This is a genomic window from Duganella sacchari (assembly GCF_900143065.1).
Lineage (GTDB): Bacteria > Pseudomonadota > Gammaproteobacteria > Burkholderiales > Burkholderiaceae_D > Rugamonas > Rugamonas sacchari.
Genome location: NZ_FRCX01000021.1, coordinates 30,945 through 55,895, shown reverse-complemented (window position 1 = coordinate 55,895; position 24,951 = coordinate 30,945). Strand labels below are relative to the sequence as shown.

Genomic DNA, 24,951 nt, shown 5'->3' with positions numbered 1-24,951 from the left:
ATCGGCAGCGGCTTGCCGGCCTGCGCATTGGCGATAATCAGCGGGATCAGTTTTTCCGGGAAGTGGTACGGGCCGTAGTTGTTGGAGCAGTTGGTGGTCAGCACCGGCAGGCCGTAGGTGTGGAAGTAGGAACGCACCAGGTGGTCGGACGCCGCCTTGGACGCCGAGTACGGGCTGTTCGGGGCAAACGCGGTGGTTTCGCTGAACGGCGCGTCGTCCGGCCCCAGCGTGCCATACACTTCGTCGGTGGACACATGCAGGAAGCGGAAGGCGGCCTTGTCGTCGTCTGGCAGCGCCGACCAGTAGGCGCGCGCTGCTTCAAGCAGACTGAAGGTGCCGTTGATGTTGGTGTTGATGAATTCGCCCGGTCCCAGGATCGAGCGGTCCACATGGCTTTCCGCCGCGAAGTGCACCACGGCGCGCGGTTGGTGCTGCTGGAACAGCGCCAGCACCTGGGCCTGGTCGCAGATATCGCCACGCACAAAGGTGTGGCGCGCATCGTTTTTCAGCGACGCCAGGTTGTTGAGATTACCGGCGTAGGTCAGCTTGTCGTAGTTAAGAACAGGCTCATCCGACTGAGCCAGCCAGTCGAGGACGAAATTCGAACCGATAAAACCAGCACCACCCGTTACAAAAATCATGTGTCATTCCTGCATAAAAGTTGAATTAGTTGTAAGTGTGATTTTACGTCAAAACAATCTTGCACTGCACAAAAACTCCGTCTAACGTGCGCGTCGGTAACGACGCCGGCAGCCGGGCAAACGTCGGCGTTCTACAACACTATTTACTCGCCTCCGTTTCTTGCAGGCGAAAAAAAACCCCGCCAGGCGGGGTTTTTTACATCGTTGGCTTAAAGAATTAAGCGGACTGGATGTTGGAAGCTTGCTTGCCTTTAGGGCCTTGCGTGACTTCGAATTGAACTTTTTGACCTTCTTTGAGGGTCTTAAAACCGTTCATGTTGATTGCGGAGAAGTGAGCGAACAAATCTTCGCCGCCGTCATCAGGAGTGATGAAGCCAAAACCTTTGGAATCATTGAACCACTTAACAGTACCTGTTGCCATAAAAAGAACTTTCAAATATTAACTGATCACACGAGCCATAAAAGCAAGAAGCTTCTTGCCCCTCTCCTCACGCCCACTTCTTATCAACATGTACATTTCTGCACTTAGCCGATAACGCATTGTTAGCGGACCAAATTTGAAAGTCAAGCAGATTTGTGGGCATTTTGCTACTTTTAAGACGATTGGCGAAAAAGCAACTCTTGATTTTGCGGAATAGGGCGCCATCTGCGTCAAGTTCAGAAAGCGCGTAAGATGGAAAACAATTGGATCTGTGCAGCGAAATGCACATTGCAACAACCTCGAAAGCATTAGAATATAAGCGTATGGCAACCAAGCATGACACTGAAACCCTCTTGGAGCGGCAAACGCTGAAGCCGCCACCTCTTTACCAGGTGGCGTTGCTGAATGACGACTACACGCCGATGGAATTTGTGGTCGCGATTATCCAGGAGTATTTCAATAAGGACCGGGAGACGGCCACGCAAATAATGCTGAGTGTTCACCGCTATGGCAAAGGAGTGTGCGGCGTGTTCTCGAAAGATATAGCCTGTACCAAAGTGGAATTCGTTTTAACGCATGCGCGCAAGGCAGGGCACCCCCTGCAGTGCGTGATGGAGGAAGTATGATTGCGCAGGAATTGGAAGTAAGTTTGCACATGGCGTTTGTCGAAGCCCGACAAGCGCGCCACGAATTCATCACGGTGGAGCACTTGCTGCTGGCCTTGCTGGACAACCCTTCGGCTGCCGAAGTGTTGCGCGCATGCGCCGTCAACATTGAAGATCTGCGCAAAACCCTGACCAATTTTATTGGCGATAACACCCCAACCGTGCCCGGCACCGGCGAGGTGGATACCCAGCCTACGCTCGGCTTCCAGCGCGTGATACAGCGCGCCATCATGCACGTGCAGTCCGCATCGAATGGCAAGAAAGAAGTCACGGGCGCCAATGTGCTGGTGGCCATCTTCGGCGAGAAGGATTCGCACGCGGTGTACTACCTGCACCAGCAGGGCGTGACGCGCCTGGACGTGGTCAACTTCATCTCGCACGGCGTGCGCAAGGACCAGCAGTCCGATACGGCGAAAGCCTCGGAAGGCGTGGAAGAGGGCGCACCGGGCGGCGAAGGCCAGACCAAGGAAAGCCCGCTGGACCAGTTCACCCAGAATCTCAACAAGTCGGCCGCCGAGGGCAAGATCGATCCGCTGATCGGCCGCGAGGACGAGGTCGACCGTGTGATCCAGATCCTGTGCCGCCGCCGCAAGAACAACCCGCTGCTGGTGGGCGAGGCCGGCGTGGGCAAGACCGCGATTGCGGAAGGCCTGGCCTACCGCATCACCCAGGGCGATGTACCGGAAATCCTGTCGACTGCCGTGGTGTATTCGCTGGACATGGGCGCGCTGCTGGCCGGCACCAAATACCGCGGCGACTTCGAGCAGCGCCTCAAGGCCGTGCTCAAGCAGCTCAAGGACAATCCCAACGGCATCCTGTTCATTGACGAGATCCACACCATCATTGGCGCCGGCTCGGCCTCGGGCGGTACGCTGGATGCGTCCAACCTGCTCAAACCGGCCTTGGCCAATGGTCAGCTGAAATGCGTCGGTGCGACCACTTACACCGAGTTCCGTGGTGTGTTCGAGAAAGACCACGCGCTGAGCCGCCGCTTCCAGAAAGTGGACGTCAACGAGCCGACCGTCGAGCAGACCGTGCAGATCCTGCGTGGCCTGAAGTCGCGCTTCGAAGAGCACCATGGCGTGAAATACTCGTCGTCGGCGCTGTCGACCGCCGCTGAACTGGCCGCGCGCTTCATCAACGACCGCCACCTGCCGGACAAGGCGATTGACGTGATCGACGAGGCCGGTGCAGCGCAGCGCATCCTGCCAAAATCGAAGCAGAAGAAAACCATCGGCAAGACCGAGATCGAGGACATCATCTCCAAGATCGCGCGCATCCCGCCGCAGACCGTCAACCAGGACGACCGCAGCAAGCTGCAAACCATCGACCGCGACCTGCGCAACGTGGTGTTCGGCCAGGATCCGGCGATCGAAGCGCTGGCGTCGGCCATCAAGATGGCACGTGCCGGCCTGGGCAAGACCGACAAGCCGATCGGCTCCTTCCTGTTCTCCGGTCCGACCGGCGTCGGCAAGACCGAGGTGGCGAAACAGCTGGCCTTCATCCTCGGCATCGAGCTGGTGCGCTTCGACATGTCGGAGTACATGGAGCGTCACGCCGTGTCGCGCCTGATCGGTGCGCCACCTGGCTACGTTGGTTTCGACCAGGGCGGCCTGCTGACCGAAGCCATCACCAAGAAACCGCACACGGTGCTGCTGCTGGACGAGATTGAAAAAGCCCATCCGGACATCTTCAACATCCTGCTGCAGGTGATGGACCATGGCACGCTGACCGACAACAACGGCCGCAAGGCGGACTTCCGCAACGTCATCATCATCATGACCACCAATGCGGGCGCCGAGAGCTTGCAGAAGTCGACCATCGGTTTCACCACCAGCAAGCAGGCTGGCGACGAAATGGGCGACATCAAGCGCATGTTTACGCCGGAGTTCCGCAACCGCCTGGATGCGATCATCAGCTTCCGCGCGCTGGACGAGGAAATCATCCTGCGCGTGGTCGACAAGTTCCTGATGCAGCTGGAAGAGCAGCTGCACGAGAAAAAAGTCGAGGCCGTGTTCACCGAGAAGCTGCGTACCTTCCTGGGCAAGAAAGGTTTCGACCCGCTCATGGGCGCGCGGCCGATGTCGCGCCTGATCCAGGACATGATCCGCAAGGCGCTGGCCGACGAACTGCTGTTTGGCCGCCTGGTCACCGGCGGCAAGGTGGTGGTCGACCTGGACGACAAGGACGTGGTCAAACTGGACTTCCCGGAACCGCCGGACGCGGCGCCGAGCCAGCCGCCAGAGACGGTCGAAGTCGACTAAGCTGCACTGTTTCCCCCAAGCCCGCTTACCCAGCGGGCTTTTTTTATCTGATCCAGATCAACACCTCTGTATCGTGCGCGGCGCAAGCTAGTTGGAATTGGCGCGCTGTCAACACGGTGGGGGAGGATGTGATGATCGATTATTTCGGCCATATGGCCGTGGTGGATGAGTTGCACGGCCTGTTGCGGAGCACAAGTTACAGCAATGCCGACGAGCAGAAAGCCCAGGCCCGCACGCTGGCAGCCCTGGCCCAGGATGGCGACCTGGCCTGCCTGGGCGCGCTCACCGATCATCTGCTGGCCCATGCGGCCAGTGATGGCGCCGAACTGGATATGCTGCAACAGGCCGCTGACCTGTGGCGCGATGGCCTGGACGTCTATGCGGACGTCGGCAAGGTGCGGGCCGCGCTGGAGTCCGCGCTGACCGATCCTGCCGCACCGGATGCGCTGGACAAATTCAACCAGGCCCAGGCGTTGATCGGCGGGCTGGAGCAGCGTGCCACCCAGGTCATCACTGCCGCCATGGCCTTGCCGGCACAAATGTCGCCACCACGCTACCTGGCGCGCCATCCGCGTCAGGACGACCGCAAGACGCCGGAGTGGAACTGGGGCGACCTGTTCCTGGCCCGCCGCACGGACGCCTTTGTGCGCAGCGTCGCCGCACAGGCAGGGAAGGACAGCGGCGCGCGCGCGTTTGCGTTTGGCGTGCTGGCGAGCTATGGCGGCAACGTTGCCGGCAGTGCCTACCTGGGGCGCACCGTCGGCGGCCCGCGCCGTAGCCACCCCTATCGCGACCGCCTGTCGCGTTATGCGAGCGGTAGCTGGCTGCGCCAGCACCGCAGCGGCCTGCCGCCAATCAAGAAACTGGCCCAGATGCTGCGCTGGGGTGTGCCTGGCTTGCCAGCGCAACTGCCCGCCAACATCGCGCAGCTGCTGCAGGACAGCCTGACCGCAAGCTATGATCTGCGCATCACGGCGCCGCTACCCGACCTCCATATCGGCTACCAGCGCCTGCTGCGGCATCTTGAACTGCTGGCCAGCTTTGACATGCCGGCAGCGCCCGCACCGCTGGCACTGGCGCTGGAAACGCGCAAGGACGCCAACCCTGCAGCGTTTCCACCACTGGAGGCCAACCTCAAGCCCACCAGCGGCAGTGGCGGCTCGCCGCCGGGCGGCGGGACGTCCAACGCCGATAGTGAGGAGACCAAAAGCAAGACCTGCTGGGCCGGTCTGCTGTCCGTGCTGCTGGTCATCGGCATCGTCTTCGTGTGCATCATCACGGGTGGCGCAGCGTGTGGCGCCGGATCACCGCCCAAAGACCCCAGCCATCCTGATCCGCAACCCGGCACCAATAGCCAGGCATTGACGGCGTTTGCCAGTACCGACCAGGCCGTTCATATCTGCGATGTGCTGGAGCAGCTGCAGCAGTATTTGTGGCAGGGCTTTTCCAATGCGGCCGACTATCTGGCCGTGTTCGGCATCATCTATCCCAATGCGCTGCAACTGCTGCAACCTGCGCACGCGCAGTTCACCGCCTCGCCACCGCCCGCAGCTTACCCGCACCGCGCCAGTGCCCAGCCCAATGTGGGCTATGAAAGCATGCCGGCCACGCCAGTCGAGCATGCGGCAGGCGGCCCGCCAGCGCACCCGCCACTGTCGACGCCTGATCGTTACGTCACCGCTGCTGCGCGCCTCGCGCACCAGCTCTGGCAGCAACTGGCGCGTGGCGACGCCGACAGCCCCAACCTCGACATGGATGCCGACCGCGATGCCGGGCGCCAATGCTGGGACATTGCCACCGGCTCCATCAAAGACGATCCGGTGCCGGAAGTGGCGCTGGCCTACGCGCAAACCGCCTTGTAAGGAACCATCATGGACCATGATCCCGCGCCCGATGACGCCATCGATACGTCCCATCCATGGCTGGTGATTCCCTACTTCACCGGCGATGAGGGCCGTGCTTCGCAGCGGCCGCTGAGTAAAATCACACCGCCCGTGATCAGCTGGTTGTGCCCGTCTATCCACGTGCAAGGCCTTCACTACGCCACACCGGCAGGCACCTATCTGCCCGACGAACCGCTGGAAATCAGCGTCAAGGTCGACAACCGCGGCGTGCCCAATGCCTACGTCAAGCTGCGCATCTACTGGTCGGACCCGGCCACCGGCTTTGCCAACCCGCAGCTGATACTGTCCGACAGCCAACCGGTAGCAGGGCGCTCGGTGCTCGGGCCGACGGCGTTTCCGCCTATGGTGTGGACACCGGAGCACGTCAGTATTCCCGCGCACTTCTGCCTGCTTGCCCATGTCAGTTGCACGCCGCAGGAGCTGGATCCCGGCCCATCGGCGTCAGCGCCCATGAGCAACCGCCATTGGGCGCAGTACAACCTGCAATCGGCCGTGCTGAATGGCGCCGGAAGCAATACTTTCGTGTTCTGGGCCGGCAACCCGGGGCTGGAGGCCGGCGCTTATACCGTCACGGCGCAAGCGCTGGCCGAACCCGCGTTGCAGCGCCTGGCGCGCACCGCGCGCGCTGAGCCGGTTGCGGTGCGGTCGCAGCAATTTGCGCTGCATCGCGCGCTGGATGCACGTGCCAGCGGCAGGAGCAGCAAAAGCCATGAAGCCAGCGTGGTGCTGGAACTGCGTGGCGGGGAACGGCAGGCACTGGTGCTGAGCACGCAGGACTTGCAGCTCGGGCCGCAGCAATTCACGGCCGTGGAAGTGCTGCAAACCCGCGTCGGCCAGGAGCATGAGGGCGATGCCACCGGCAGTCTGGGGGTGGTGCTGTTTGGCTATGCGGAGCAGGGCTGCCAAAAACGACGACGATAGTCTATCTGTACCGGGCAAGCTGTGCCAAAATTGCCGTTCCATTAGACAACCTTTGACACTGTCCCATGAACCTGTCTCGTCCGCTTGCCCTGATGTTGATGTCCGCCGGTCTGCTGTCCACTGCCACTGCCGCCGACGCTTATTACCGTTTTCCTGCTGTCCGTGGCGACAGCGTGGTGTTCACCGCCGAGGGCGATCTGTGGCGCACCAGCGCGCACGGCGGCCAGGCGCAGCGCCTGACGACGCACCCATCCGCCGAAACCAATGCCGCGATTTCGCAGGACGGTCGCTGGGTGGCGTTTTCTGCGTCCTACGAGGGCGCGCAGGAAGCCTATGTGATGCCGCTGGCCGGCGGCCTGCCCAAGCGCATCACGTTTGAAAACGGCGCCGTGTCGGTGCTGGGCTGGAGCGCGCAGGGCGAGGTGCTGGTCAGCATGGCGGACGGCAAAGGTCCTGGCCGCGCGCTGGTGATTGCCGCCGTCAAGCCGGACGATCTGCAACGCCGCATCTTCCCGCTGGCCGATGCCAACGACGCGGTGCTGGATGACGCCGGCAAGACGCTGTATTTCACGCGCAACGGCCTGGCCATGACCAACGATAACGTCAAACACTATCGTGGTGGCGCCTACGCGCAGCTGTGGCGTTACGAGCTGGGCGGCAATGCGGAAGCCACCCAGCTGCTGGCTGCCGATACGGGCAACAACAAGCGGCCGATGTGGTGGCAGGGCCGGCTTTACTTCATCAGCGACCGCGGCGGCTCGGACAATCTGTGGACCATGGCCGCCGACGGCAGCGAGCCACGCCAGCTGACCAACTACACCGACTGGGATGTGCGCAACGCCAGCATGGGCGATGGCCGCATCGCCTACCAGCTGGGCGCAGATGTTCACGTATTGGACCTGGCCACCAACAAGGATGAGCAACTGGCCATCAACCTGGTGTCGGACTTTGACCAGCAACGCTCGCGCCAGATCCGTTCTCCGCTTGAGAACCTGACCAATGTGCAGATCGCCGGCAAGTTCGAACGCATCGTGCTGACCGCGCGCGGCCGCGTCAGCGTGGCAGGTACGGGCGCGCAACGCCGCGTGGAAATCGCCATCCCGGAAGGCGCGCGTGCACGCCAGGCCGTGTTCAGCCATGACGACAAATTCATCTACGCGATTGTCGATACCACCGGCGAAAACGAAATCTGGAGATTCGCCGCCGACGGTTCCGGCAAGGGCGAGCAGCTGACCAAGGATGGCAACAATCACCGCTGGCAACTGTACCCATCGCCGGACGGCCGCTGGCTGGGTCACACCGACAAGAAGGGCCGCTTCTGGCTGCTGGACCTGGCCACCAGGGCCAACACGGTGATCGATGATGCGGGCAAATCCGGCATCGGCGAGTACGAGGAAATCCTGTGGTCGCCGGACAGCAAAAATCTGGCGCTGGTGCGTGCCGCCAGCACCGAGCAGCGCGACCAGATCGGTTTGTACAACATCGAATCGAAACAGCTGGCCTTCGTGACCAGCGATCGCTACACCTCGCGTTCGCCGGTGTTCTCGCCGGACGGCAAATGGTTGTACTTCCTCTCCGCCCGCAACTTCCAGCTGGCGAACGGCTCGCCTTGGGGCGACCGCAATATGGGGCCCGTGTTCGACAAGCGCACAGGCATCTACGCGCTGGCGCTGCAGGCAGAGAACCGCTTCCCGTTCAAGCCGGATGATGAGCTGAACAAACCTAGCGACAAGCCGGCCGAAGGCGCGACCGAGCAGGCGGCAGAAAAAGCCGCGGAAAAAGCCGTCGCCAAGACTGCACCGAAGGCCAGCGGCAAATCCCTGCCGGCGATTGCCTACGCGGGCCTGGCGGAGCGTCTGTATGAAGTGCCTGTCCCGGCGGGCAATTACCGCAACCTGCAGATCGACGACAAGCGGCTGTACTTCATCGACGCCGACGGCAGCGATGGCAAGGCCGCACTCAAGACGTTGGCGATTGCCAACAACGAGCCGAAGCCGGAAGTGTTTGCGGCCGGCGTGCGCGAGTTCGATCTGTCGACCGACAGGAAGCACGTCTATTACCGCACGGCGGGCGCCGGCGCGGGCGATATGCTGATCGTTGAAGCGGGCGCTAAAGCGCCGACTGACACCAGCAAGGCCAAGGTCAAGGTGGATGACTGGACCTTCACCTCCAATCCGCGCCTGGAGTGGAAGCAGATGTTCAACGACGCCTGGCGCATGCATCGCGACTTCCTGTACGACGCGAAGATGCGCGGCGCCGACTGGCCGGTGGTGCGTACCAAGTACGCGCCGCTGGTGGACCGCGTGACCGACCGCGCAGAGCTGGACGATGTGCTGGGTATGATGATTAGCGAAGTAGGCGCGCTGCACTCGCAGATCCGCCCTGGCGATATCCGCCGTTCGGCGCCGGAAGGCACGCCCGCCGGCCTGGGCGCGCTGCTGTCGCGTACCGCCGACGGCTACCGCGTTGACCATATCTACGCCAGCGAACCTGAGCTGCCGGCACAACGCGGCCCGCTGGCGCAGGCTGGCGTGGATGTGAAAGAGGGCGACATCATCACCGCCGTCAACGGCAAGTCCGTACTGGAGGCGCGTGACATCGCCGACCTGCTGCTGAACCAGGCCGACAAACAGGTGCTGCTGCAAGTGAAGCGCAAGGCGGAAACGCGCGCGGTGATTGTGCTGCCGGTGACGATGGCCAAACAGAGTGTGCTGCGCTACAGCGATTGGGAGCAATCGCGCGCGCGCCAGGTGGAAGCTGCATCCAAGGGGCGTATCGGCTATCTGCACCTGCGCGCGATGGGACCGAATGATATCGCCTCGTTTGCCCGCGACTTTTACGCCAACGTGAATCGCGAAGGGCTCATCATCGACGTCCGCCGCAACAACGGCGGCAATATCGATAGCTGGATCATCGAGAAGCTGCTGCGCAAGGCGTGGGCGTTCTGGGCGCCGCCGGGCGTGCAGCCGTCGCCGAATATGCAGAATACTTTCCGCGGCCATCTGGCGGTGCTCGTGGATGAATACACGTATTCGGACGGCGAGACCTTCGCCGCCGGCATCAAGGCGCTGGGCCTCGGTCCGCTGGTCGGCAAACGCACCGCTGGCGCCGGGGTCTGGCTCAGCGATAACAATCGCCTGAGCGATAACGGCATGGCGCGCGTGGCGGAGATGGGGCAGTTCAATTCCGAAGACGGCCAATGGCTGATTGAAGGCGTTGGCGTTGCGCCGGACGTGGTGGTGGACAATCCGCCGCACGTCACCTACCAAGGCCAGGACCGCCAGCTGGAAGTGGCGCTGCAGCTGCTGTCCAAAAAAATGACGGAGCAGCCGGTCAAGCCCTATCAGCCTCAGGTGATCCCGGGACTGAATCAGCAAGCTGTCCGGAAGTGAACAGCGCAAGCGTCCACTTTTGAACACATCGATGCGAAATCCGCGTGGCATGGATGTTGCAGTCTGTCGTGACAACTTCACTACGGACTGAAACCTATGGATTTTCGCATCGCCTGGCGCACGCTGATACAGGAACCGGCTTATACGCTGGCCGTCATGCTCGGATTGAGCGCCGGCCTGGCCGCGTGCCTGCTGTTGCTGGGCTTTGTGCGCTACTCGCTGGAATACGATGCACAGGTGCCTGACGCGGATAACATCTACGTCGTTCGTCACCGTTTCAATGTCGATCCTTCCGAACCGGTGTACGATCTGGCGCCGATGTTCCTGCGGGCGGCGGCGCTCCAACTGCCAGGCGTGGTGGATGCGACCTGCTACATCCCGGCACGCCAGGAGGTGCTGCCGCTGGCGGTACGCATCGATCGTAAAATCCTGCGGGTGCGGGCGCTGACCGTCATCCCGGGATTCCAACAGGTACTGGGGCTGCGCACCTTGTATGGCGATATTGCCGTGGCACTGGAGCGGCCGGACCAGATCGTCCTGACGGCGGCTGCGGCACACCGCCTGTTTGCCACGGCGGACGTCGTGGGACGCGTACTGCATGCGGAAGGCAAGCCGCTGCGGGTCGGCGCCGTCGTCGCCACGCCGCCATCCAATACCACCATCCCGTTTGAGCTGCTGTTTGGCGTGAACTCCACGTTTGCCGACGAGGTGCGGCATGAGATGCTCACCGGCGAACATGGCTGGATGGGCAAGCTGCTGATACGCGTCCGTCCCGGCGCCTCGGTTGCGGCGTTGACGGACAGCCTGCAGCAGGTAGTCGACCGCACGCCGAGCGTACAAAGCTTCCCGCCCGACGTCATGGCGCGCCTCGGCAAGCGCAAGACGCTGGAGCTTTCCATGTCGCCGTTGCGCAGCGCCTATTTCGCCACCCAGGTGCGCGACAACCCGATTGCCGTGGCAGGCGACCGTGGCGACCCCATGCTGATCGGCGGCCTGGCCGCCATCGCTGTGCTGATACTGGCGCTGGCGGCGATCAACTATGTCAATCTGGCGACGGTGCGCGTGTTGCGGCGCCAGCGCGAGGTGGCGATGCGCAAGGTGTTGGGCGCCAGCGTGCCGCAGATCGTCATGCACTTCATGCTGGAGTCGCTGCTGATGTCGATGCTGGCCACGGCGCTGGGATTGCTGCTGGCCTGGCTGGCGCTGCCGGCCTTTTCGCAGCTGGTCGCGCGCCAGCTCGATGATGTGTTCAATCTGCAGAATATCGCCATGGCAGTGACGCTGGGTGGGCTGCTGGGCGTGGTCAGCGCCGTGTACCCGGCACTGATCGCGCTGCGTGTGCATCCCACGCGGGTGCTGGCCGGGCGTCCAGGTACGGAGTCGGGAGCCAGCATGCGCTTGCGCCGTGTGCTGACGGTAGTGCAGATCGCCGCCGCCATGGGCCTGGCCGGCGTCACGATTGCGATTGCGTGGCAGACGCACTATGCGATGACGTCTTCGCCCGGCTTTGAACCATCGCCGTTGCTGGTGGTCGAAATGCCGGAACGTGTACGCGACAACGCTGCTGCACGCGGCCTGTACACGGCGCTGTCAGCGCAGCCAGGTGTGGAAGGCGTGGCGATTTCGGAAGATCCGGTCGGTCGTCTCGACTGGCTGTGGACGCGGGAGTTGAAACGTCCCGGTGGCCAGGCAGCGGCCATGGAAATGAAATCGGTCAGCGCGAATTTCTTCGAACAGCTGCGTCTCAAACCGGTGGCGGGGCGCCTGTTCAGGAGTGGCTTTGACAGGGATGACGACAAAATCCCGGTGATCATCAATGCCATCGCCGCGCGCGAGCTGGGCTTCGCGACGCCGGAGGCGGCCATCGGTGAAACGGTACTGTTCACCGGATTCGATAATGTCACGATAAACAAGACTATCGTCGGTATCGCGCCGGAATTGCGCTTCCGTTCATTGCATGAGGCGCCACGCGCCACCGCTTACGAGCTGTGGACTGCCGGTGGCGCGTTGACGATACGTGTGCATGGATCGATGGCGCAGGTAGAAAACAGCGTGCGGGAACTCTGGCCGCGCTACTTCCCCGAATCGCTGCTGCGCATGCACCGCGCTGGCGAGATCCTGACACAGAACTATGCGGAAGACGCACGCATGGCCAAGCTGCTGGCTGTGGCGACAGGCATTGCCCTTATCATCGCTGGTGTAGGCACCTACGTTTTGTCGGCCAACACGGTGCAGCGGCGCGCGCCGGAGATCGTCATGCGCAAACTGCACGGCGCGCGCGCTGGTGACGTCGGCCTGCTGGTCATCCGCGAGATCGGCTTGCTGGTGCTGGCCGGCGCGGCCATCGGCTTACCGGCAGCGGCCATCGCGACCCACCGCTATCTGTCGGGCTATGTGGAGCATGCGCCTGTGGGCTACTGGACCTTGTTGATCGCACTGTGCCTGACGCTTGCCATCGCGCTTGGCGCGATCAGCCGCCACACCTGGCTGGCGATGCGCTTGTCACCGGCAGAGGCATTGCGCAGTTAGAGCATCGTCAGGGCCTTGAACTGCGGGGCGCGGCGGCGGGACACTTCGACGGCAAGCTGGTCGCGCAATGTCAGATCGAGGCCGCCGGCATCATTGGGTTCTGCCTGCTCGACGAAATCGAGGTTGACGATGTGGCGGCGGCTGGCGCGGAAGAAGCGTTGCGGGTCCAGCTTCTCTTCCAGCTGGTTCAGGGAACGCAGCATCAACGGCTGCTGATCGTCGAAATAGACGCGCGTGTAATTGCCGTCCGATTCAAACAGGCGGATATCCTGGACCGCGACGAACCAGCATCGCTCGCCATCCTTGATGAACAGCTTTCGTGCCGCCGACGGCATGGCCGAAGCGATGCGCAGTCGGCGTGCGGCGCAGCGTTGCAGCGCGCTTGCCATGCGCGCCGCCTGTATCGGCTTTTGCAGATAGTCCAGCGCATTCACTTCAAACGCCTGCAAGGCATAGTGATCGAACGCGGTGGTGAAGATGACTTCTGGCGCTTCCTCCAGTGCTTCCAGCATGTCGAAGCCGCTGCCGCCGGGCATTTGCACGTCGAGGAAAACCAGATCTGGCTTGAGCGCATTGATCTGCTGTACACCATCGGCGGCATTGACTGCTTCGCCCACAATTTCCACATCAGGATGCGCCGCCAGCAGGCGACGCAGTTCGGCGCGCGCCAGGCGCTCGTCGTCTATCAGTAATGCCCGCATCAGGCGGCCTCCGGCAAGGTAAGCGTGGCGCGTACCCAGCCACTGTTTTCAGACAGATCCAGCTGCGCGTTGGCGCCCAGCGCCAGCGCCAGGCGTTTGCGCGTGTTGACCAGGCCAACTTTGGTGGAATTCGCAAACGGCACAATCGCGCCCAGATTGGCGATCTCGATATGCACCGCACCGTTGTCCAGACGCTGCGCGCGGATGCGGATGTCACTGCCAGTAGGGCTGGTTTCGACGCCATATTTAACGGCGTTTTCGACCAGCGTCTGCAAGGCCATGGGCGGAATGCGTACCCGCTCCAGGCCTATGCCGATATCTACGCTGACGCGCATGCGTTCTTCAAAGCGGATTTTTTCAATCGCGAGATAAGCCTGAACAGCCTCGATCTCCGCCGCCAGCGGCACGGTGTCGTGGTGGCCGGACTGCAGTGCATAGCGCATCACGCTGGCCAGCTGGTCGATCATCTGCGCGGCGGCATTCTGGTCTTCATAAATCAGCGCGCGCACGCTGTTCATGCTGTTGAAGAAAAAATGTGGGTTGACCTGTGCCTGCAGGGCGCGCAGTTCCGCATCCTTGGCGGCGACTTCCAGCCGCAGTGTTTCGGCTTCCGCGCGGTTGGCACGGCGCAGCGACAGCACCGCCATGTAGCAGATGTTCCAGACCATGTGCGCCGCCCACCAGAACAGCAGCGCGCCTGGCAGCCAGGCGACGCCATGCCATTCGCCGAATGGTTTAATCAGCGCATAGCCCAGCGTTTGCGTGCCGGTGTTGATGACGCCCAGTACCAGTACCGCGCGCAGCATCATCGCCCAGTTCACCGCAATGCCGTAGTGGATGCGGCGCTTGAGGATGCGGTGCCAGATGTCTGAAAGGATGATGCCGGACAGCGCACCCCAGCTGGCGATGATCAAGCCGTTGAGGCGCACCTCGGCCGGCATGGACGCGGTCATCATCAGCGGCAGGAAGCTCCAGCCGGCGAGTTGAAATATCCAGTACCAGTTCAAACGCGGAAGCAGGGGATGGTCGTTGTTCATGATTAGTTGAGGAAGTTATCAATACGATCATACATCCATGCAGGATCGTCGTACATGATGAAATGGCGGGCGTTGTCAGCCAGCTCCACTTTGACGTTGGGCAGTTGCTGGTACTGGGATTTGTACAGCTGCGTGAAGCTGTCCTTGTTGCCGTAGTTTTTGTAGGCGATCCAGCTGCCCAGTACCAGCGTCGGCGCGGTGATGTGGTTCAGGCCAGGGCGCAGGTCGTCGGCCGTCATCTCTGCCAAGGTATTAATCACTGTCATGCGGTCGGATTGCTTTGCCCAGGCCATGGCGCGGTCAATGTCTTCCTGCTTGCTGATCATGCTGCGCAGCGATTCGAGCGTGCTGGCGCTGGCTGCCTGGGCATCCTGGCCCAGCATGCGGGTTCGCATGTCTTCGGCGATCAGTTTCAGCTGTTCTGGCGTGGTGCCGGGAATGCGTGCGGCCATCAGTGCCGGCAGGGTATCGACAATGACCAGGCGCCCGACCTGCGCGGGGTGATCGGACGCCAGCTTCATACCGATAAAACCGCCCAGGCTATGGCCGATGACAACTGGATGTTCGAGCTGGTGTTCCCGGATGTAGTCGCTGAGCTGCTGTTCGACCGTGGCGATCAGCGGCGTGCCGATGGCTGGCTGGCCCGCAAAACCGGCCAGCGATAGCACGTGGCACTGGCGCTTGCCGCAGTAGTGCGCCACCGTGCCCGACCATACTTCACCGGGCGAACCCAGGCCGGGAATCAGGATGACAGGTGCGCCCTGGCCGGTCACATCGACCTTGAACGAAGGATGGTCGGCCGCTGCGGCGTGGCCCAGGACCAGGCTGGCAGCGATAGTGATGGCGGTTTTGAGCAGCGAACGTGGCATCTGTTTCTCCGTGAGTGAGGTTGGAGATCACATGCTATCGGCGCGCCACGCCGGCCGCGACGGTTTTGGGATGAGTGGTTGTTCAGCTGGATGAACGGTTGTCAGTTCTCTGCTTTGAGTTTGCGCCACAGCGTGGTGCGGCTGATGCCCAGGTAATCGGCCGCAGCGTCACGCCGGCCGCCAAAGCGGGCCAGCACCGCGTGGACGCTTTCGCCGGTCTGCGGCAGCGCGGTCGGCGCAGGTGGTGGCGGGCCAGCCGGCGCGGCGGTGCGGGTAGCCAGTTCCGGTGCGACGCTGAGCATGAAGGCGGGCGTTAGCGCCTGCAGCGGTTCGGCGGCGAGGAAGAGCGCCAGGCGCTCGGTGAGGTTGCGCAGTTCGCGCACATTGCCAGGCCAGTCGTAGCGTTGCAGCAGCGGCGCGCAGGCAGTCATCTCGGCGTGCAGATTGGGATGCGGCCGTGCGCTCAGCGATGCCAGCGCGTTTTTCAGCGACCATTCGGCCAGCGCTACCACGTCGTCCAGACGCGCACGCAGCGGTGGCAACGTCAGGCGCAACACCGCCAGCCGGTAGAAAAGATCCGCGCGGAAGCGGCCTTCGCGCACGCGCTGTTCCAGGTCGCAGTGCGTGGCGCTGATGATGCGGACGTTGACTGGTATCGGCCGTGTGCCGCCGACGCGCACGACCTCACGTTCTTCCAGCACGCGCAGCAAACGGGTTTGCAGCGTCAGCGGCATTTCGCCGATCTCGTCGAGGAACAGGGTGCCGTGGTTGGCCGCCTCAAACAAGCCTGCATGGCCGCCGCGACGGGCGCCAGTGAACGCCCCTTCCTCGTGGCCAAACAGTTCCGACTCCAGCAGCGACTCGGCGATGGCGCCGCAGTTGACGGCGACGAAGGGACGGTTCTGGCCCAGCGTGCGCGGCGCTTCGCGGTGAATGGCTTGCGCCACCAGTTCCTTCCCGCAGCCGGTCTCTCCTTGTATCAGCACGGTGGCGGGCGATTTCGCATACAGCACCACGGACTGGCGCACGTTCTCCATCGCCGCCGAGTCGCCGCGCAGGTCATTGATGCCATGTTTGGCGCGCAGCGTGTCCGTCACCACCGCGTTGCGCGAGCGGCTGCGATTGGATTCCAGCTGCGTCAGGCGCGCCATTTCCAGTGCATCGTCAAATGCGTGGCGGATCGAGGTGGCCGAGTACACGAACACGCCCGTGAGGCCGGCTTCCTCGGCCAGGTCGGTAATCAGGCCGGCGCCGACAATGGCCTTGATGCCCGCCGCTTTGAGGTCGTTGATCTGCGCGCGCGCATCCTCTTCAGTGACATAGGTGCGCTGTTCGACGTCGAAACCAAAGGTCGCCGAGAACTCCGCCAGCTCCGCCAGCCGGTCCTGATACGTGATGATGCCGATGCGCTCGGACACGCGCCGCGCGCGCGCCAGCGCCTGCATCACATCCAGCCCGCTGAATTTGGCGATCACCACCGGCACGGACAAACGGCCTTTCAGGTAGGCGGCGTTGGAGCCTGCCGAAATCACCGCATCGCAGCGCTCCGTCGCCAGCCGTTCGCGGATATGCCTGGCCGCTTCGTCGAAGCCCAGGTTGATCGGTTCTATGGTCGCCAGGCTGTCGTATTCGAGTGTGATGTCACGGAACAGATCAGACAGGCGCGATACCGAAACCGTCCAGATAACCGGCTTGTCGTTGGCGTCGAAGGGCAGGGGCGTGGAATGTCGCATGTTTCAATTATAGTTCAAATTTGTTTCAATGTTTCATATTGAAACGATGCGCCCGCCGTAAGTTGTTGATTTATATGGCTTGACGCTCTGGCATAGCCCTTGCACTACAAAGCGCAACTTCAACGCAATATCGAAAGGTCACAACATGAGTCACTACTCCGCAGGCGCCGCGTTCCGCAAAGCCGTCCAGGAAGAATCCCCGTTGCAGGTGGTCGGCGCCATCAACGCCAATCATGCATTGCTGGCCAAGCGTGCCGGCTTCAAGGCGATCTACCTGTCGGGTGGCGGTGTGGCTGCGGGTTCGCTCGGCCTGCCGGACCTGGGTATCTCGAATCTGGATGATGTGCTGACCGACGTGCGCCGTATCACCGACGTTTGCGACCTGCCGCTGCTGGTCGATTCGGACACCGGTTTTGGCGCCTCCGCCTTCAACGTCGCACGCACCGTGAAATCGCTGATCAAGTTTGGCGCCGCTGCCACCCATATCGAAGACCAGGTAGGCGCCAAGCGCTGCGGCCACCGTCCGGGCAAGGAAATCGTCAGCAAGGAAGAGATGGTTGACCGCATCAAGGCCGCCGTGGACGCACGTACCGACGACCAGTTTGTCATCATGGCCCGAACCGATGCGCTGGCCGTTGAGGGCCTGGACGCTGCCATCGACCGCGCAGTCGCTTGCGTGGAAGCGGGCGCCGACATGATCTTCCCGGAAGCGATGATCACGCTGGACATGTACAAGAAATTCGCTGCCGCCGTCAAAGTACCGGTGCTTGCCAATATCACTGAATTCGGTTCGACCCCGTTGTTCACCGTCGACGAGTTGCGCAGTGCAGACGTGGGCCTGGTGCTGTATCCGCTGTCCGCCTTCCGCGCCATGAACAAGGCGGCGGAAAACGTCTACGGCGCGATCCGCCGCGATGGTACGCAGCAAAACGTGGTCGATACTATGCAGACCCGCGCTGAACTCTATGAGCGCATCAACTATCACGATTTCGAACAGAAGCTGGACGCACTGTTCGCCGCACAGAAGAAATAAGAGGAGATACCGACATGACCGAAACCACCACTTTCAAGCCTAAAAAATCCGTCGCCCTGTCGGGTGTCGCTGCTGGTAACACTGCACTGTGCTCCGTCGGCAAAACCGGCAATGACCTGCACTATCGCGGCTACGACATTCTGGACGTTGCCAACACCTGCGAGTTCGAGGAAATCGCCTACCTGCTGGTGCACGGCAAACTGCCGACCACCGCTGAACTGAAAGGCTACAAGGCCAAGCTGAAATCGCTGCGCGGCTTGCCGCAAGCGGTGAAAGCCGCACTGGAAGCCCTGCCAGCATCGGCCCACCCGATGGACGTGATGCGTACCGGCGTCTCTGTGCTGGGCTGCGTGCTGCCGGAGAAAGATGACCACAACACCCCAGGCGCGCGCGATATCGCCGACCGTCTGATGGCATCGTTCGGTTCCATGCTGCTGTACTGGTACCACTTCAGCCACAATGGCAAACGCATCGAAGTGGAAACCGACGACGACTCCATCGGCGGCCACTTCCTGCACCTGCTGCATGGCGAGAAGCCACAGGAATCGTGGGTACGCGCGATGCATACGTCGCTGATCCTGTACGCGGAACACGAGTTCAATGCCTCGACCTTCACCAGCCGCGTGATCTCGGGCACCGGCTCCGATATCCACTCGGCCATCACCGGCGCGATCGGCGCGCTGCGTGGCCCCAAGCACGGCGGCGCCAACGAAGTCGCTTTTGAAATCCAGAAGCGCTACGAGAATCCGGATGAAGCGGAAGCGGATATCCGCAATCGCGTCGCCAACAAGGAAGTGGTGATCGGCTTTGGCCACCCGGTGTACACCGTATCCGATCCGCGCAACGTCGTCATCAAGGAAGTCGCACGCCAGCTGTCCGAGGAAGCCGGTTCGACCAAGATGTTCGACATCGCTGAACGTCTGGAATCGACGATGTGGGAAATCAAAAAGATGTTCCCGAACCTGGACTGGTTCTCGGCTGTGTCCTACCACATGATGGGCGTGCCGACGGCGATGTTCACGCCGCTGTTCGTCATCTCGCGTACCTCCGGCTGGTCGGCGCACATTATCGAACAGCGCATCGACAACAAGATCATTCGTCCAAGCGCCAACTACGTTGGCCCTGAAGACCTGAAATTCGTTCCGATCAAGGACCGTCAATAATCATGAACACTGCATTCCGCAAGAATTTACCCGGCACCCAGCTAGACTATTTCGACGCGCGTGAAGCCGTTGATGCGATCCAGCCAGGCGCCTGGGCCAAACTGCCATACACCTCGCGCGTACTGGCAGAAAACCTCGTACGCCGCTGCGACCCGGCGATGCTCACTGCCTCGCTGTCGCAGCTCATCGAGCGCAAGCGTGATCTGGACTTCCCATGGTTCCCGGCGCGCGTGGTGTGTCACGACATTCTGGGCCAGACCGCGCTGGTCGATCTGGCCGGCCTGCGCGATGCAATCGCAGAGCAGGGCGGCGATCCGTCGCTGGTGAATCCTGTCGTGCCAACCCAGCTGGTGGTGGACCACTCGCTGGCCGTAGAGTGCGGCGGTTTCGATCCCGATGCCTTCAACAAGAACCGCGCGATTGAAGACCGCCGCAACGAAGACCGTTTCCACTTCATCGACTGGACCAAGAAGGCCTTCCTGAATGTGGACGTGATCCCGCCAGGTAACGGCATCCTGCACCAGATCAATCTGGAGCGCATGTCGCCGGTGATCCAGGTGACGGATGGTGTGGCTTATCCAGATACGCTGGTCGGCACCGACTCGCATACGCCGATGGTCGATGCGCTCGGCGTGATCGCGATTGGCGTTGGCGGCCTGGAAGCGGAAACCGTGATGCTGGGCCGCGCATCGTGGATGCGTTTGCCCGACATCGTCGGCGTTGAGCTGAGCGGCAAGCCGCAGCCGGGCATCACCGCCACCGACACGGTGCTGGCGCTGACGGAATTCCTGCGCAAGGAAAAAGTGGTGTCGGCCTACCTGGAGTTCTACGGCGAAGGCGCGACCGTGCTGACGCTGGGCGACCGCGCCACCATCGCCAACATGGCGCCGGAGTTTGGCGCCACTGCCGCGATGTTCTCCATCGACGAGCAGACCATCAAATACCTCAAGCTGACCGGCCGCGATGATGCACTGGTGGTGCTGGTCGAACAGTACGCGAAGCACACCGGCCTGTGGTCGGACAGCCTGAAGACGGCCGAATACGAGCGCGTGTTGAAATTCGACCTGTCGACCGTGGTGCGTAACATCGCCGGCCCATCGAACCCGCACAAGCGCGTGCCCACCAGCGAACTGGCGGCACGCGGCATTTCGGGCGTGGTGGAGAACGAACCAGGCAAGATGCCGGACGGCGCGGTCATCATCGCCGCCATCACCAGCTGCACCAACACCAACAATCCGCGCAACATGATTGCCGCCGGCCTGTTGGCGCGTAATGCCAACAAGGCCGGCCTGCTGCGCAAGCCTTGGGTCAAGTCCTCGCTGGCGCCAGGCTCGAAAGCGGTCACGCTGTACCTGGAAGAGGCGGGCCTGATGCCTGAACTGGAAAAGCTGGGCTTCGGTGTGGTGGCGTATGCCTGCACCTCGTGCAACGGCATGTCCGGCGCGCTGGACCCGTTGATCCAGAAAGAAGTGGTGGACCGCGGCCTGTATGCCACCGCTGTCCTGTCGGGCAACCGCAACTTTGACGGCCGTATCCACCCTTATGCCAAGCAGGCCTTCCTGGCCTCGCCACCGCTGGTGGTGGCGTACGCAATTGCCGGCACCATCCGCTTCGACATCGAGAAGGATGTGCTGGGCCATGACGCCGAAGGCAAGCCGGTCACGCTCAAAGACCTGTGGCCAAGCGACGAAGAGATCGACGCCATCGTGGAGGCCAGCGTCAAGCCGGATCACTTCCGCAAAGTCTACATCCCGATGTTTGCGCGCAGCGAAGAGGCAAGCGAACTGGCCGCGCCTTTGTACGACTGGCGCGCGCAATCGACCTACATCCGCCGTCCGCCATACTGGGAAGGTGCGCTGGCAGGCGTGCGCACGCTGAAAGGCATGCGTCCACTGGCGGTCCTCGGCGATAACATCACCACCGACCACCTGTCGCCATCGAACGCGATCATGATGGATTCCGCTGCGGGCGAATACCTGCACAAAATGGGCCTGCCGGAAGAGGATTTTAATTCCTACGCCACCCACCGTGGCGACCACCTGACCGCGCAACGCGCTACGTTTGCGAATCCTACGCTGAAGAACGAGATGGTGCGCGATGCCGACGGCAATGTGAAAGCCGGCTCGCTGGCGCGCGTGGAGCCGGAAGGCAAAGTGCTGCGCATGTGGGAAGCGATTGAAACCTATATGGACCGCAAGCAGCCGCTGATTATCGTCGCTGGCGCGGACTACGGCCAAGGTTCGTCACGTGACTGGGCCGCCAAGGGTGTGCGCCTGGCTGGCGTGGAGGCGATTGTGGCGGAAGGTTTCGAGCGTATCCACCGCACCAATCTGGTGGGCATGGGCGTGCTGCCGCTGGAGTTCAAGCCGGGCGTGAACCGCCTGACGCTGGCGCTGGACGGCACCGAGAGCTATGACGTCATCGGCAAGCGCGAACCGCGCGCGACGCTGACGCTAGTGATCCACCGCCGCAATGGCGAGCAGGTCGAGGTGCCGGTCACCTGCCGTCTCGACACTGCGGAAGAAGTCTCCATCTACGAAGCCGGTGGCGTGCTGCAGCGCTTCGCACAGGACTTCCTTGAATCGGCAAAGGCAGCTTAAATGAGCCACAAACCGCAAATCAAAATTCCCGCCACGTATATGCGTGGCGGTACCAGCAAGGGCGTGTTCTTCCGCCTGCAGGATCTGCCGGAAGCGGCGCAGCAGCCGGGCGCCGCGCGCGACCAGCTGCTGCTGCGCGTAATCGGCAGCCCGGACCCCTACGGCAAGCAGATCGACGGCATGGGCGGCGCGACATCGAGCACCAGCAAGACGGTGATCCTGTCCCGCAGCGAGCGCCCGGACCACGACGTCGATTACCTGTTCGGCCAGGTATCCATCGATAAAGCCTTTGTGGACTGGAGCGGCAACTGCGGCAACCTGTCGGCGGCAGTCGGCGCTTTCGCCATCAGCGGCAGTCTGGTTGATCCAGCCCGCTTGCCGCGCGATGGCGTGGCCGTGGTGCGCGTGTGGCAAGCCAATATCGGCAAGACCATCATCGCCCACATCCCGATGACCAACGGCGAAGTGCAGGAAACCGGTGACTTCGAGCTGGATGGCGTCACGTTCCCGGCGGCGGAAGTGCAGCTGGAGTTCATGGACCCGGCAGCGGAAGAAGAGGGCGCAGGCGGCTCGATGTTCCCGACCGGCCAACTGATCGACGATCTGGAAGTCCCTGGCGTCGGCACGTTGAAGGCGACCATGATTAATGCCGGCATCCCGACCATCTTCATCAATGCCGATGCTGTCGGCTACACCGGCGCCGAGCTGCAGGACGCCATCAACAGCGACAGCAAGGCGCTGGCGATGTTTGAAACCATCCGCGCCCATGGCGCGCTGCGCATGGGCCTCATCAAGGACCTGAGCGAAGCGGCCACGCGCCAGCACACGCCGAAGGTGGCGTTTGTGGCGCCGCCCAAACCGTACACGTCGTCCAGCGGCAAGGCTGTCGCGGCGGGCGATGTGGACCTGCTGGTGCGCGCGCTCTCGATGGGCAAGCTGCATCACGCCATGATGGGCACGGCGGCCGTCGCGATCGGTACGGCCGCGGCGATTCCCGGCACGCTGGTGAACCTGGCGGCGGGCGGCGGCGAACGCGGTGCGGTGCGTTTCGGCCACCCATCTGGCACCTTGCGGGTCGGCGCCGAAGCGGTGCAGCAGAACGGAGAATGGAGCGTGAAAAAAGCGGTAATGAGCCGCAGCGCGCGGGTATTGATGGAAGGCTGGGTACGCGTACCCGCTTAACGCTTTACACAAAACACCGGAGGAGACATGAAGTACGCTGAGTTCTATCAGCGCTCTATCGTCACGCCTGAACAATTCTGGCAGGACGAGGCAGCGCTCATCGACTGGAACACGCCTTTCACGCAAGTCCTGGATTACGCCAAGCCGCCGTTCGCCCGCTGGTTCGTGGGCGGACATACGAACCTGTGCCACAACGCGGTGGACCGCTGGTGTGCAACGCAGGGCGACCAGCCCGCGCTCATCGCCATCTCCACCGAAACCAACACGGAGCGCTGCTATTCCTTTAACGAGCTGCGCGCGGAAGTGGAGCGCTGGGCGGCGATGATGCAGTCGCTGGGCGTGCGCAAGGGGGACCGCGTCCTCATTTACATGCCGATGATCGCCGAAGCGGCTTTCGCCATGCTGGCCTGCGCCCGTATCGGCGCGGTGCACTCGGTGGTGTTCGGCGGCTTTGCTGCCAACAGCCTGGCCAGCCGTATCGACGACGCCAAGCCGGTGCTGATTGTCTCTGCCGATGCCGGTTCACGCAACGGCAAGGCGATTCCGTACAAGCCGCTGCTGGACGAGGCCATCGCGCTGTCGTCGGCCAAGCCGTCGCGCGTGCTGCTGGTGGATCGCGGCCTGGCGCCGATGGCAATGGTTGAAGGCCGCGACGTGGACTATGCGGCGTTGCGTGCCGCGCATCTGGCAGCCCATGTGCCGGTGACATGGCTGGAATCGAACGAACCTTCATACATTCTCTATACCTCCGGCACCACTGGCAAGCCGAAAGGCGTGCAGCGCGATGTCGGTGGTTACGCTGTCGCGCTGGCGGCGTCGATGAAGTACAACTTCTGCGGCAAGGCCGGCGAAACCTTCTTTGCGACGTCCGATATTGGCTGGGTGGTGGGGCACTCGTACATCGTCTACGGCCCGCTCATCGCCGGCATGGCGACCATCATGTACGAGGGGCTGCCGATTTGTCCGGACCCTGGCATCTGGTGGAGCATCGTCGAGAAGTACAAGGTAACGCGCATGTTCTCGGCGCCGACCGCAATCCGCGTGCTGCGCAAGCAGGCGCCGGAATTCATGCGCAAGTACGACAAGTCTTCGTTGAAGGCCTTGTACCTGGCTGGGGAGCCGCTCGATGAAACCACATCAAGCTGGATTGCTGACGAACTGAATGTGCCCATCATCGACAATTACTGGCAGACCGAAACCGGCTGGCCGATCCTGTCTATCGCCAAAGGGATAGAAGACACCCCGACACGGCTGGGCAGTCCCGGCCTTGCCATGTACGGCTACAAGGTCAGGCTGATTAACGAAATTAACGGCCAGGAATGCGGCGCCAATGAAAAAGGCGTGGTGATGGTGGAAGGCCCGCTGCCGCCTGGCTGCATGCAGACGGTGTACGGCGACGATCAGCGCTTTGTCGATACCTACTGGTCCGAACATGATGGCAAGATGGTTTACTCCACCTTTGACTGGGGCTTGCGCGATGCGGATGGCTACTACTTCATCCTCGGCCGCACCGACGACGTGATTAACGTTGCAGGTCACAGGCTGGGTACGCGCGAGATCGAGGAGTCCATCACCAGTCACCCCAACGTGTCGGAAGTGGCGGTGGTGGGTGTCGAGGACAAGCTCAAAGGGCAGGTGGCTGTGGCGTTCGCGATTCTGAAAGATGCCAATGCCGCGACCAGCGAGCAGGATGTGATGTCGGTAGTGGACCGCCAGCTTGGCGCCGTGGCGCGGCCAGCGCGCGTGTACTTCGTCACGCAGCTGCCGAAGACGCGTTCGGGCAAGCTGCTGCGCCGTTCGATACAGGCCATCTGCGAAGGCCGCAACCCCGGCGACCTCACTGCCATCGAAGATCCGGCATCGCTACAACAGATACAACGCGCGTTGCGGTTGTAA

The 24,951-nt window shown here is 62.2% G+C and carries 17 protein-coding genes; 11 read left to right on the top strand and 6 right to left on the bottom strand.

Annotation, left to right across the window (positions count from 1 at the left end):
* Window positions 1-641 (bottom strand): dTDP-glucose 4,6-dehydratase (locus tag BUA36_RS28695; protein WP_139260727.1); only part of this gene is annotated, 641 nt, incomplete at its 3' end.
* Window positions 642-858: 217 nt separating this feature from the next.
* Window positions 859-1,062, bottom strand: coding sequence for a transcription antiterminator/RNA stability regulator CspE (cspE, locus tag BUA36_RS28690; protein ID WP_008446468.1), 204 nt, complete (start codon window positions 1,060-1,062; stop codon window positions 859-861).
* Window positions 1,063-1,385: 323 nt separating this feature from the next.
* Between cspE and clpS the strand changes: the two genes are divergently transcribed.
* From clpS to BUA36_RS28660, 6 genes are all read left to right on the top strand, one after another.
* On the top strand, window positions 1,386-1,688 hold the full coding sequence (gene clpS / locus BUA36_RS28685) for an ATP-dependent Clp protease adapter ClpS (RefSeq protein WP_008446470.1): 303 nt from the start codon (window positions 1,386-1,388) through the stop codon (window positions 1,686-1,688).
* A complete protein-coding gene (clpA, locus tag BUA36_RS28680; protein ID WP_072790570.1) occupies window positions 1,685-3,991 on the top strand; it encodes an ATP-dependent Clp protease ATP-binding subunit ClpA in 2,307 nt (768 codons plus the stop codon). Before clpS ends, clpA begins: the two co-directional genes overlap by 4 nt.
* 131 nt (window positions 3,992-4,122) lie before the next feature.
* Entirely contained in the window at window positions 4,123-5,853 is a 1,731-nt protein-coding gene (locus BUA36_RS28675) for a hypothetical protein (protein WP_072790567.1), read from the top strand.
* A 9-nt stretch (window positions 5,854-5,862) separates the two neighbouring features.
* Entirely contained in the window at window positions 5,863-6,816 is a 954-nt protein-coding gene (locus BUA36_RS28670) for a hypothetical protein (protein WP_072790564.1), read from the top strand.
* 65 nt (window positions 6,817-6,881) lie between these two features.
* Window positions 6,882-10,208 carry a S41 family peptidase gene (locus BUA36_RS28665; protein WP_072790561.1) on the top strand — a complete coding sequence of 1,109 codons (3,327 nt, stop codon included), beginning with the start codon at window positions 6,882-6,884 and terminating at the stop codon, window positions 10,206-10,208.
* A gap of 96 nt (window positions 10,209-10,304) precedes the next feature.
* Window positions 10,305-12,737 carry an FtsX-like permease family protein gene (locus tag BUA36_RS28660; RefSeq protein WP_072790557.1) on the top strand — a complete coding sequence of 811 codons (2,433 nt, stop codon included), beginning with the start codon at window positions 10,305-10,307 and terminating at the stop codon, window positions 12,735-12,737.
* Here the strand turns inward: BUA36_RS28660 and BUA36_RS28655 are convergent.
* From BUA36_RS28655 to prpR, 4 genes are all read right to left on the bottom strand, one after another.
* Window positions 12,734-13,438 carry a LytR/AlgR family response regulator transcription factor gene (locus BUA36_RS28655; RefSeq protein ID WP_072790554.1) on the bottom strand — a complete coding sequence of 235 codons (705 nt, stop codon included), beginning with the start codon at window positions 13,436-13,438 and terminating at the stop codon, window positions 12,734-12,736. The genes BUA36_RS28660 and BUA36_RS28655 overlap by 4 nt on opposite strands.
* Complete coding sequence (locus BUA36_RS28650; protein WP_072790551.1) at window positions 13,438-14,475, bottom strand: sensor histidine kinase; 1,038 nt, start codon at window positions 14,473-14,475, stop codon at window positions 13,438-13,440. Before BUA36_RS28650 ends, BUA36_RS28655 begins: the two co-directional genes overlap by 1 nt.
* 2 nt (window positions 14,476-14,477) lie before the next feature.
* The gene (locus BUA36_RS28645) at window positions 14,478-15,344 is read right to left on the bottom strand and encodes an alpha/beta fold hydrolase (protein ID WP_072790548.1); all 867 of its coding nucleotides are present in this window, start codon (window positions 15,342-15,344) and stop codon (window positions 14,478-14,480) included.
* A 101-nt stretch (window positions 15,345-15,445) separates the two neighbouring features.
* Complete coding sequence (prpR, locus tag BUA36_RS28640; RefSeq protein ID WP_072790546.1) at window positions 15,446-17,077, bottom strand: propionate catabolism operon regulatory protein PrpR; 1,632 nt, start codon at window positions 17,075-17,077, stop codon at window positions 15,446-15,448.
* A gap of 145 nt (window positions 17,078-17,222) precedes the next feature.
* Here prpR and prpB point away from each other — a divergent pair, with 145 nt between their 5' ends.
* Genes prpB through BUA36_RS28615 form a run of 5 tightly spaced genes read left to right on the top strand, consistent with a single transcriptional unit; the run spans window position 17,223 to window position 24,951 of the window.
* A complete protein-coding gene (gene prpB / locus BUA36_RS28635; RefSeq protein WP_072790543.1) occupies window positions 17,223-18,110 on the top strand; it encodes a methylisocitrate lyase in 888 nt (295 codons plus the stop codon).
* A 14-nt stretch (window positions 18,111-18,124) separates the two neighbouring features.
* Window positions 18,125-19,273 carry a bifunctional 2-methylcitrate synthase/citrate synthase gene (prpC, locus tag BUA36_RS28630; protein WP_072790541.1) on the top strand — a complete coding sequence of 383 codons (1,149 nt, stop codon included), beginning with the start codon at window positions 18,125-18,127 and terminating at the stop codon, window positions 19,271-19,273.
* 2 nt (window positions 19,274-19,275) lie between these two features.
* Window positions 19,276-21,873 carry a Fe/S-dependent 2-methylisocitrate dehydratase AcnD gene (acnD, locus tag BUA36_RS28625; RefSeq protein ID WP_072790538.1) on the top strand — a complete coding sequence of 866 codons (2,598 nt, stop codon included), beginning with the start codon at window positions 19,276-19,278 and terminating at the stop codon, window positions 21,871-21,873.
* Complete coding sequence (prpF, locus tag BUA36_RS28620) at window positions 21,874-23,055, top strand: 2-methylaconitate cis-trans isomerase PrpF (RefSeq protein WP_072790535.1); 1,182 nt, start codon at window positions 21,874-21,876, stop codon at window positions 23,053-23,055. It begins immediately after the preceding gene.
* A 27-nt stretch (window positions 23,056-23,082) separates the two neighbouring features.
* Entirely contained in the window at window positions 23,083-24,951 is a 1,869-nt protein-coding gene (locus tag BUA36_RS28615; protein ID WP_072790532.1) for a propionate--CoA ligase, read from the top strand.

Bases quoted from the DNA above. Each gene is read 5' to 3' on its own strand.
- cspE (WP_008446468.1), bottom strand. From the start codon at position 1,062: ATGGCAACAGGTACTGTTAAGTGGTTCAATGATTCCAAAGGTTTTGGC.
- BUA36_RS28645 (WP_072790548.1), bottom strand. From the start codon at position 15,344: ATGCCACGTTCGCTGCTCAAAACCGCCATCACTATCGCTGCCAGCCTG.
- BUA36_RS28655 (WP_072790554.1), bottom strand. From the start codon at position 13,438: ATGCGGGCATTACTGATAGACGACGAGCGCCTGGCGCGCGCCGAACTG.
- acnD (WP_072790538.1), top strand. From the start codon at position 19,276: ATGAACACTGCATTCCGCAAGAATTTACCCGGCACCCAGCTAGACTAT.
- BUA36_RS28660 (WP_072790557.1), top strand. From the start codon at position 10,305: ATGGATTTTCGCATCGCCTGGCGCACGCTGATACAGGAACCGGCTTAT.
- BUA36_RS28675 (WP_072790567.1), top strand. From the start codon at position 4,123: ATGATCGATTATTTCGGCCATATGGCCGTGGTGGATGAGTTGCACGGC.
- prpR (WP_072790546.1), bottom strand. From the start codon at position 17,077: ATGCGACATTCCACGCCCCTGCCCTTCGACGCCAACGACAAGCCGGTT.
- BUA36_RS28615 (WP_072790532.1), top strand. From the start codon at position 23,083: ATGAAGTACGCTGAGTTCTATCAGCGCTCTATCGTCACGCCTGAACAA.
- prpB (WP_072790543.1), top strand. From the start codon at position 17,223: ATGAGTCACTACTCCGCAGGCGCCGCGTTCCGCAAAGCCGTCCAGGAA.
- BUA36_RS28670 (WP_072790564.1), top strand. From the start codon at position 5,863: ATGGACCATGATCCCGCGCCCGATGACGCCATCGATACGTCCCATCCA.
- prpF (WP_072790535.1), top strand. From the start codon at position 21,874: ATGAGCCACAAACCGCAAATCAAAATTCCCGCCACGTATATGCGTGGC.
- prpC (WP_072790541.1), top strand. From the start codon at position 18,125: ATGACCGAAACCACCACTTTCAAGCCTAAAAAATCCGTCGCCCTGTCG.
- BUA36_RS28650 (WP_072790551.1), bottom strand. From the start codon at position 14,475: ATGAACAACGACCATCCCCTGCTTCCGCGTTTGAACTGGTACTGGATA.
- clpS (WP_008446470.1), top strand. From the start codon at position 1,386: ATGGCAACCAAGCATGACACTGAAACCCTCTTGGAGCGGCAAACGCTG.
- BUA36_RS28665 (WP_072790561.1), top strand. From the start codon at position 6,882: ATGAACCTGTCTCGTCCGCTTGCCCTGATGTTGATGTCCGCCGGTCTG.
- clpA (WP_072790570.1), top strand. From the start codon at position 1,685: ATGATTGCGCAGGAATTGGAAGTAAGTTTGCACATGGCGTTTGTCGAA.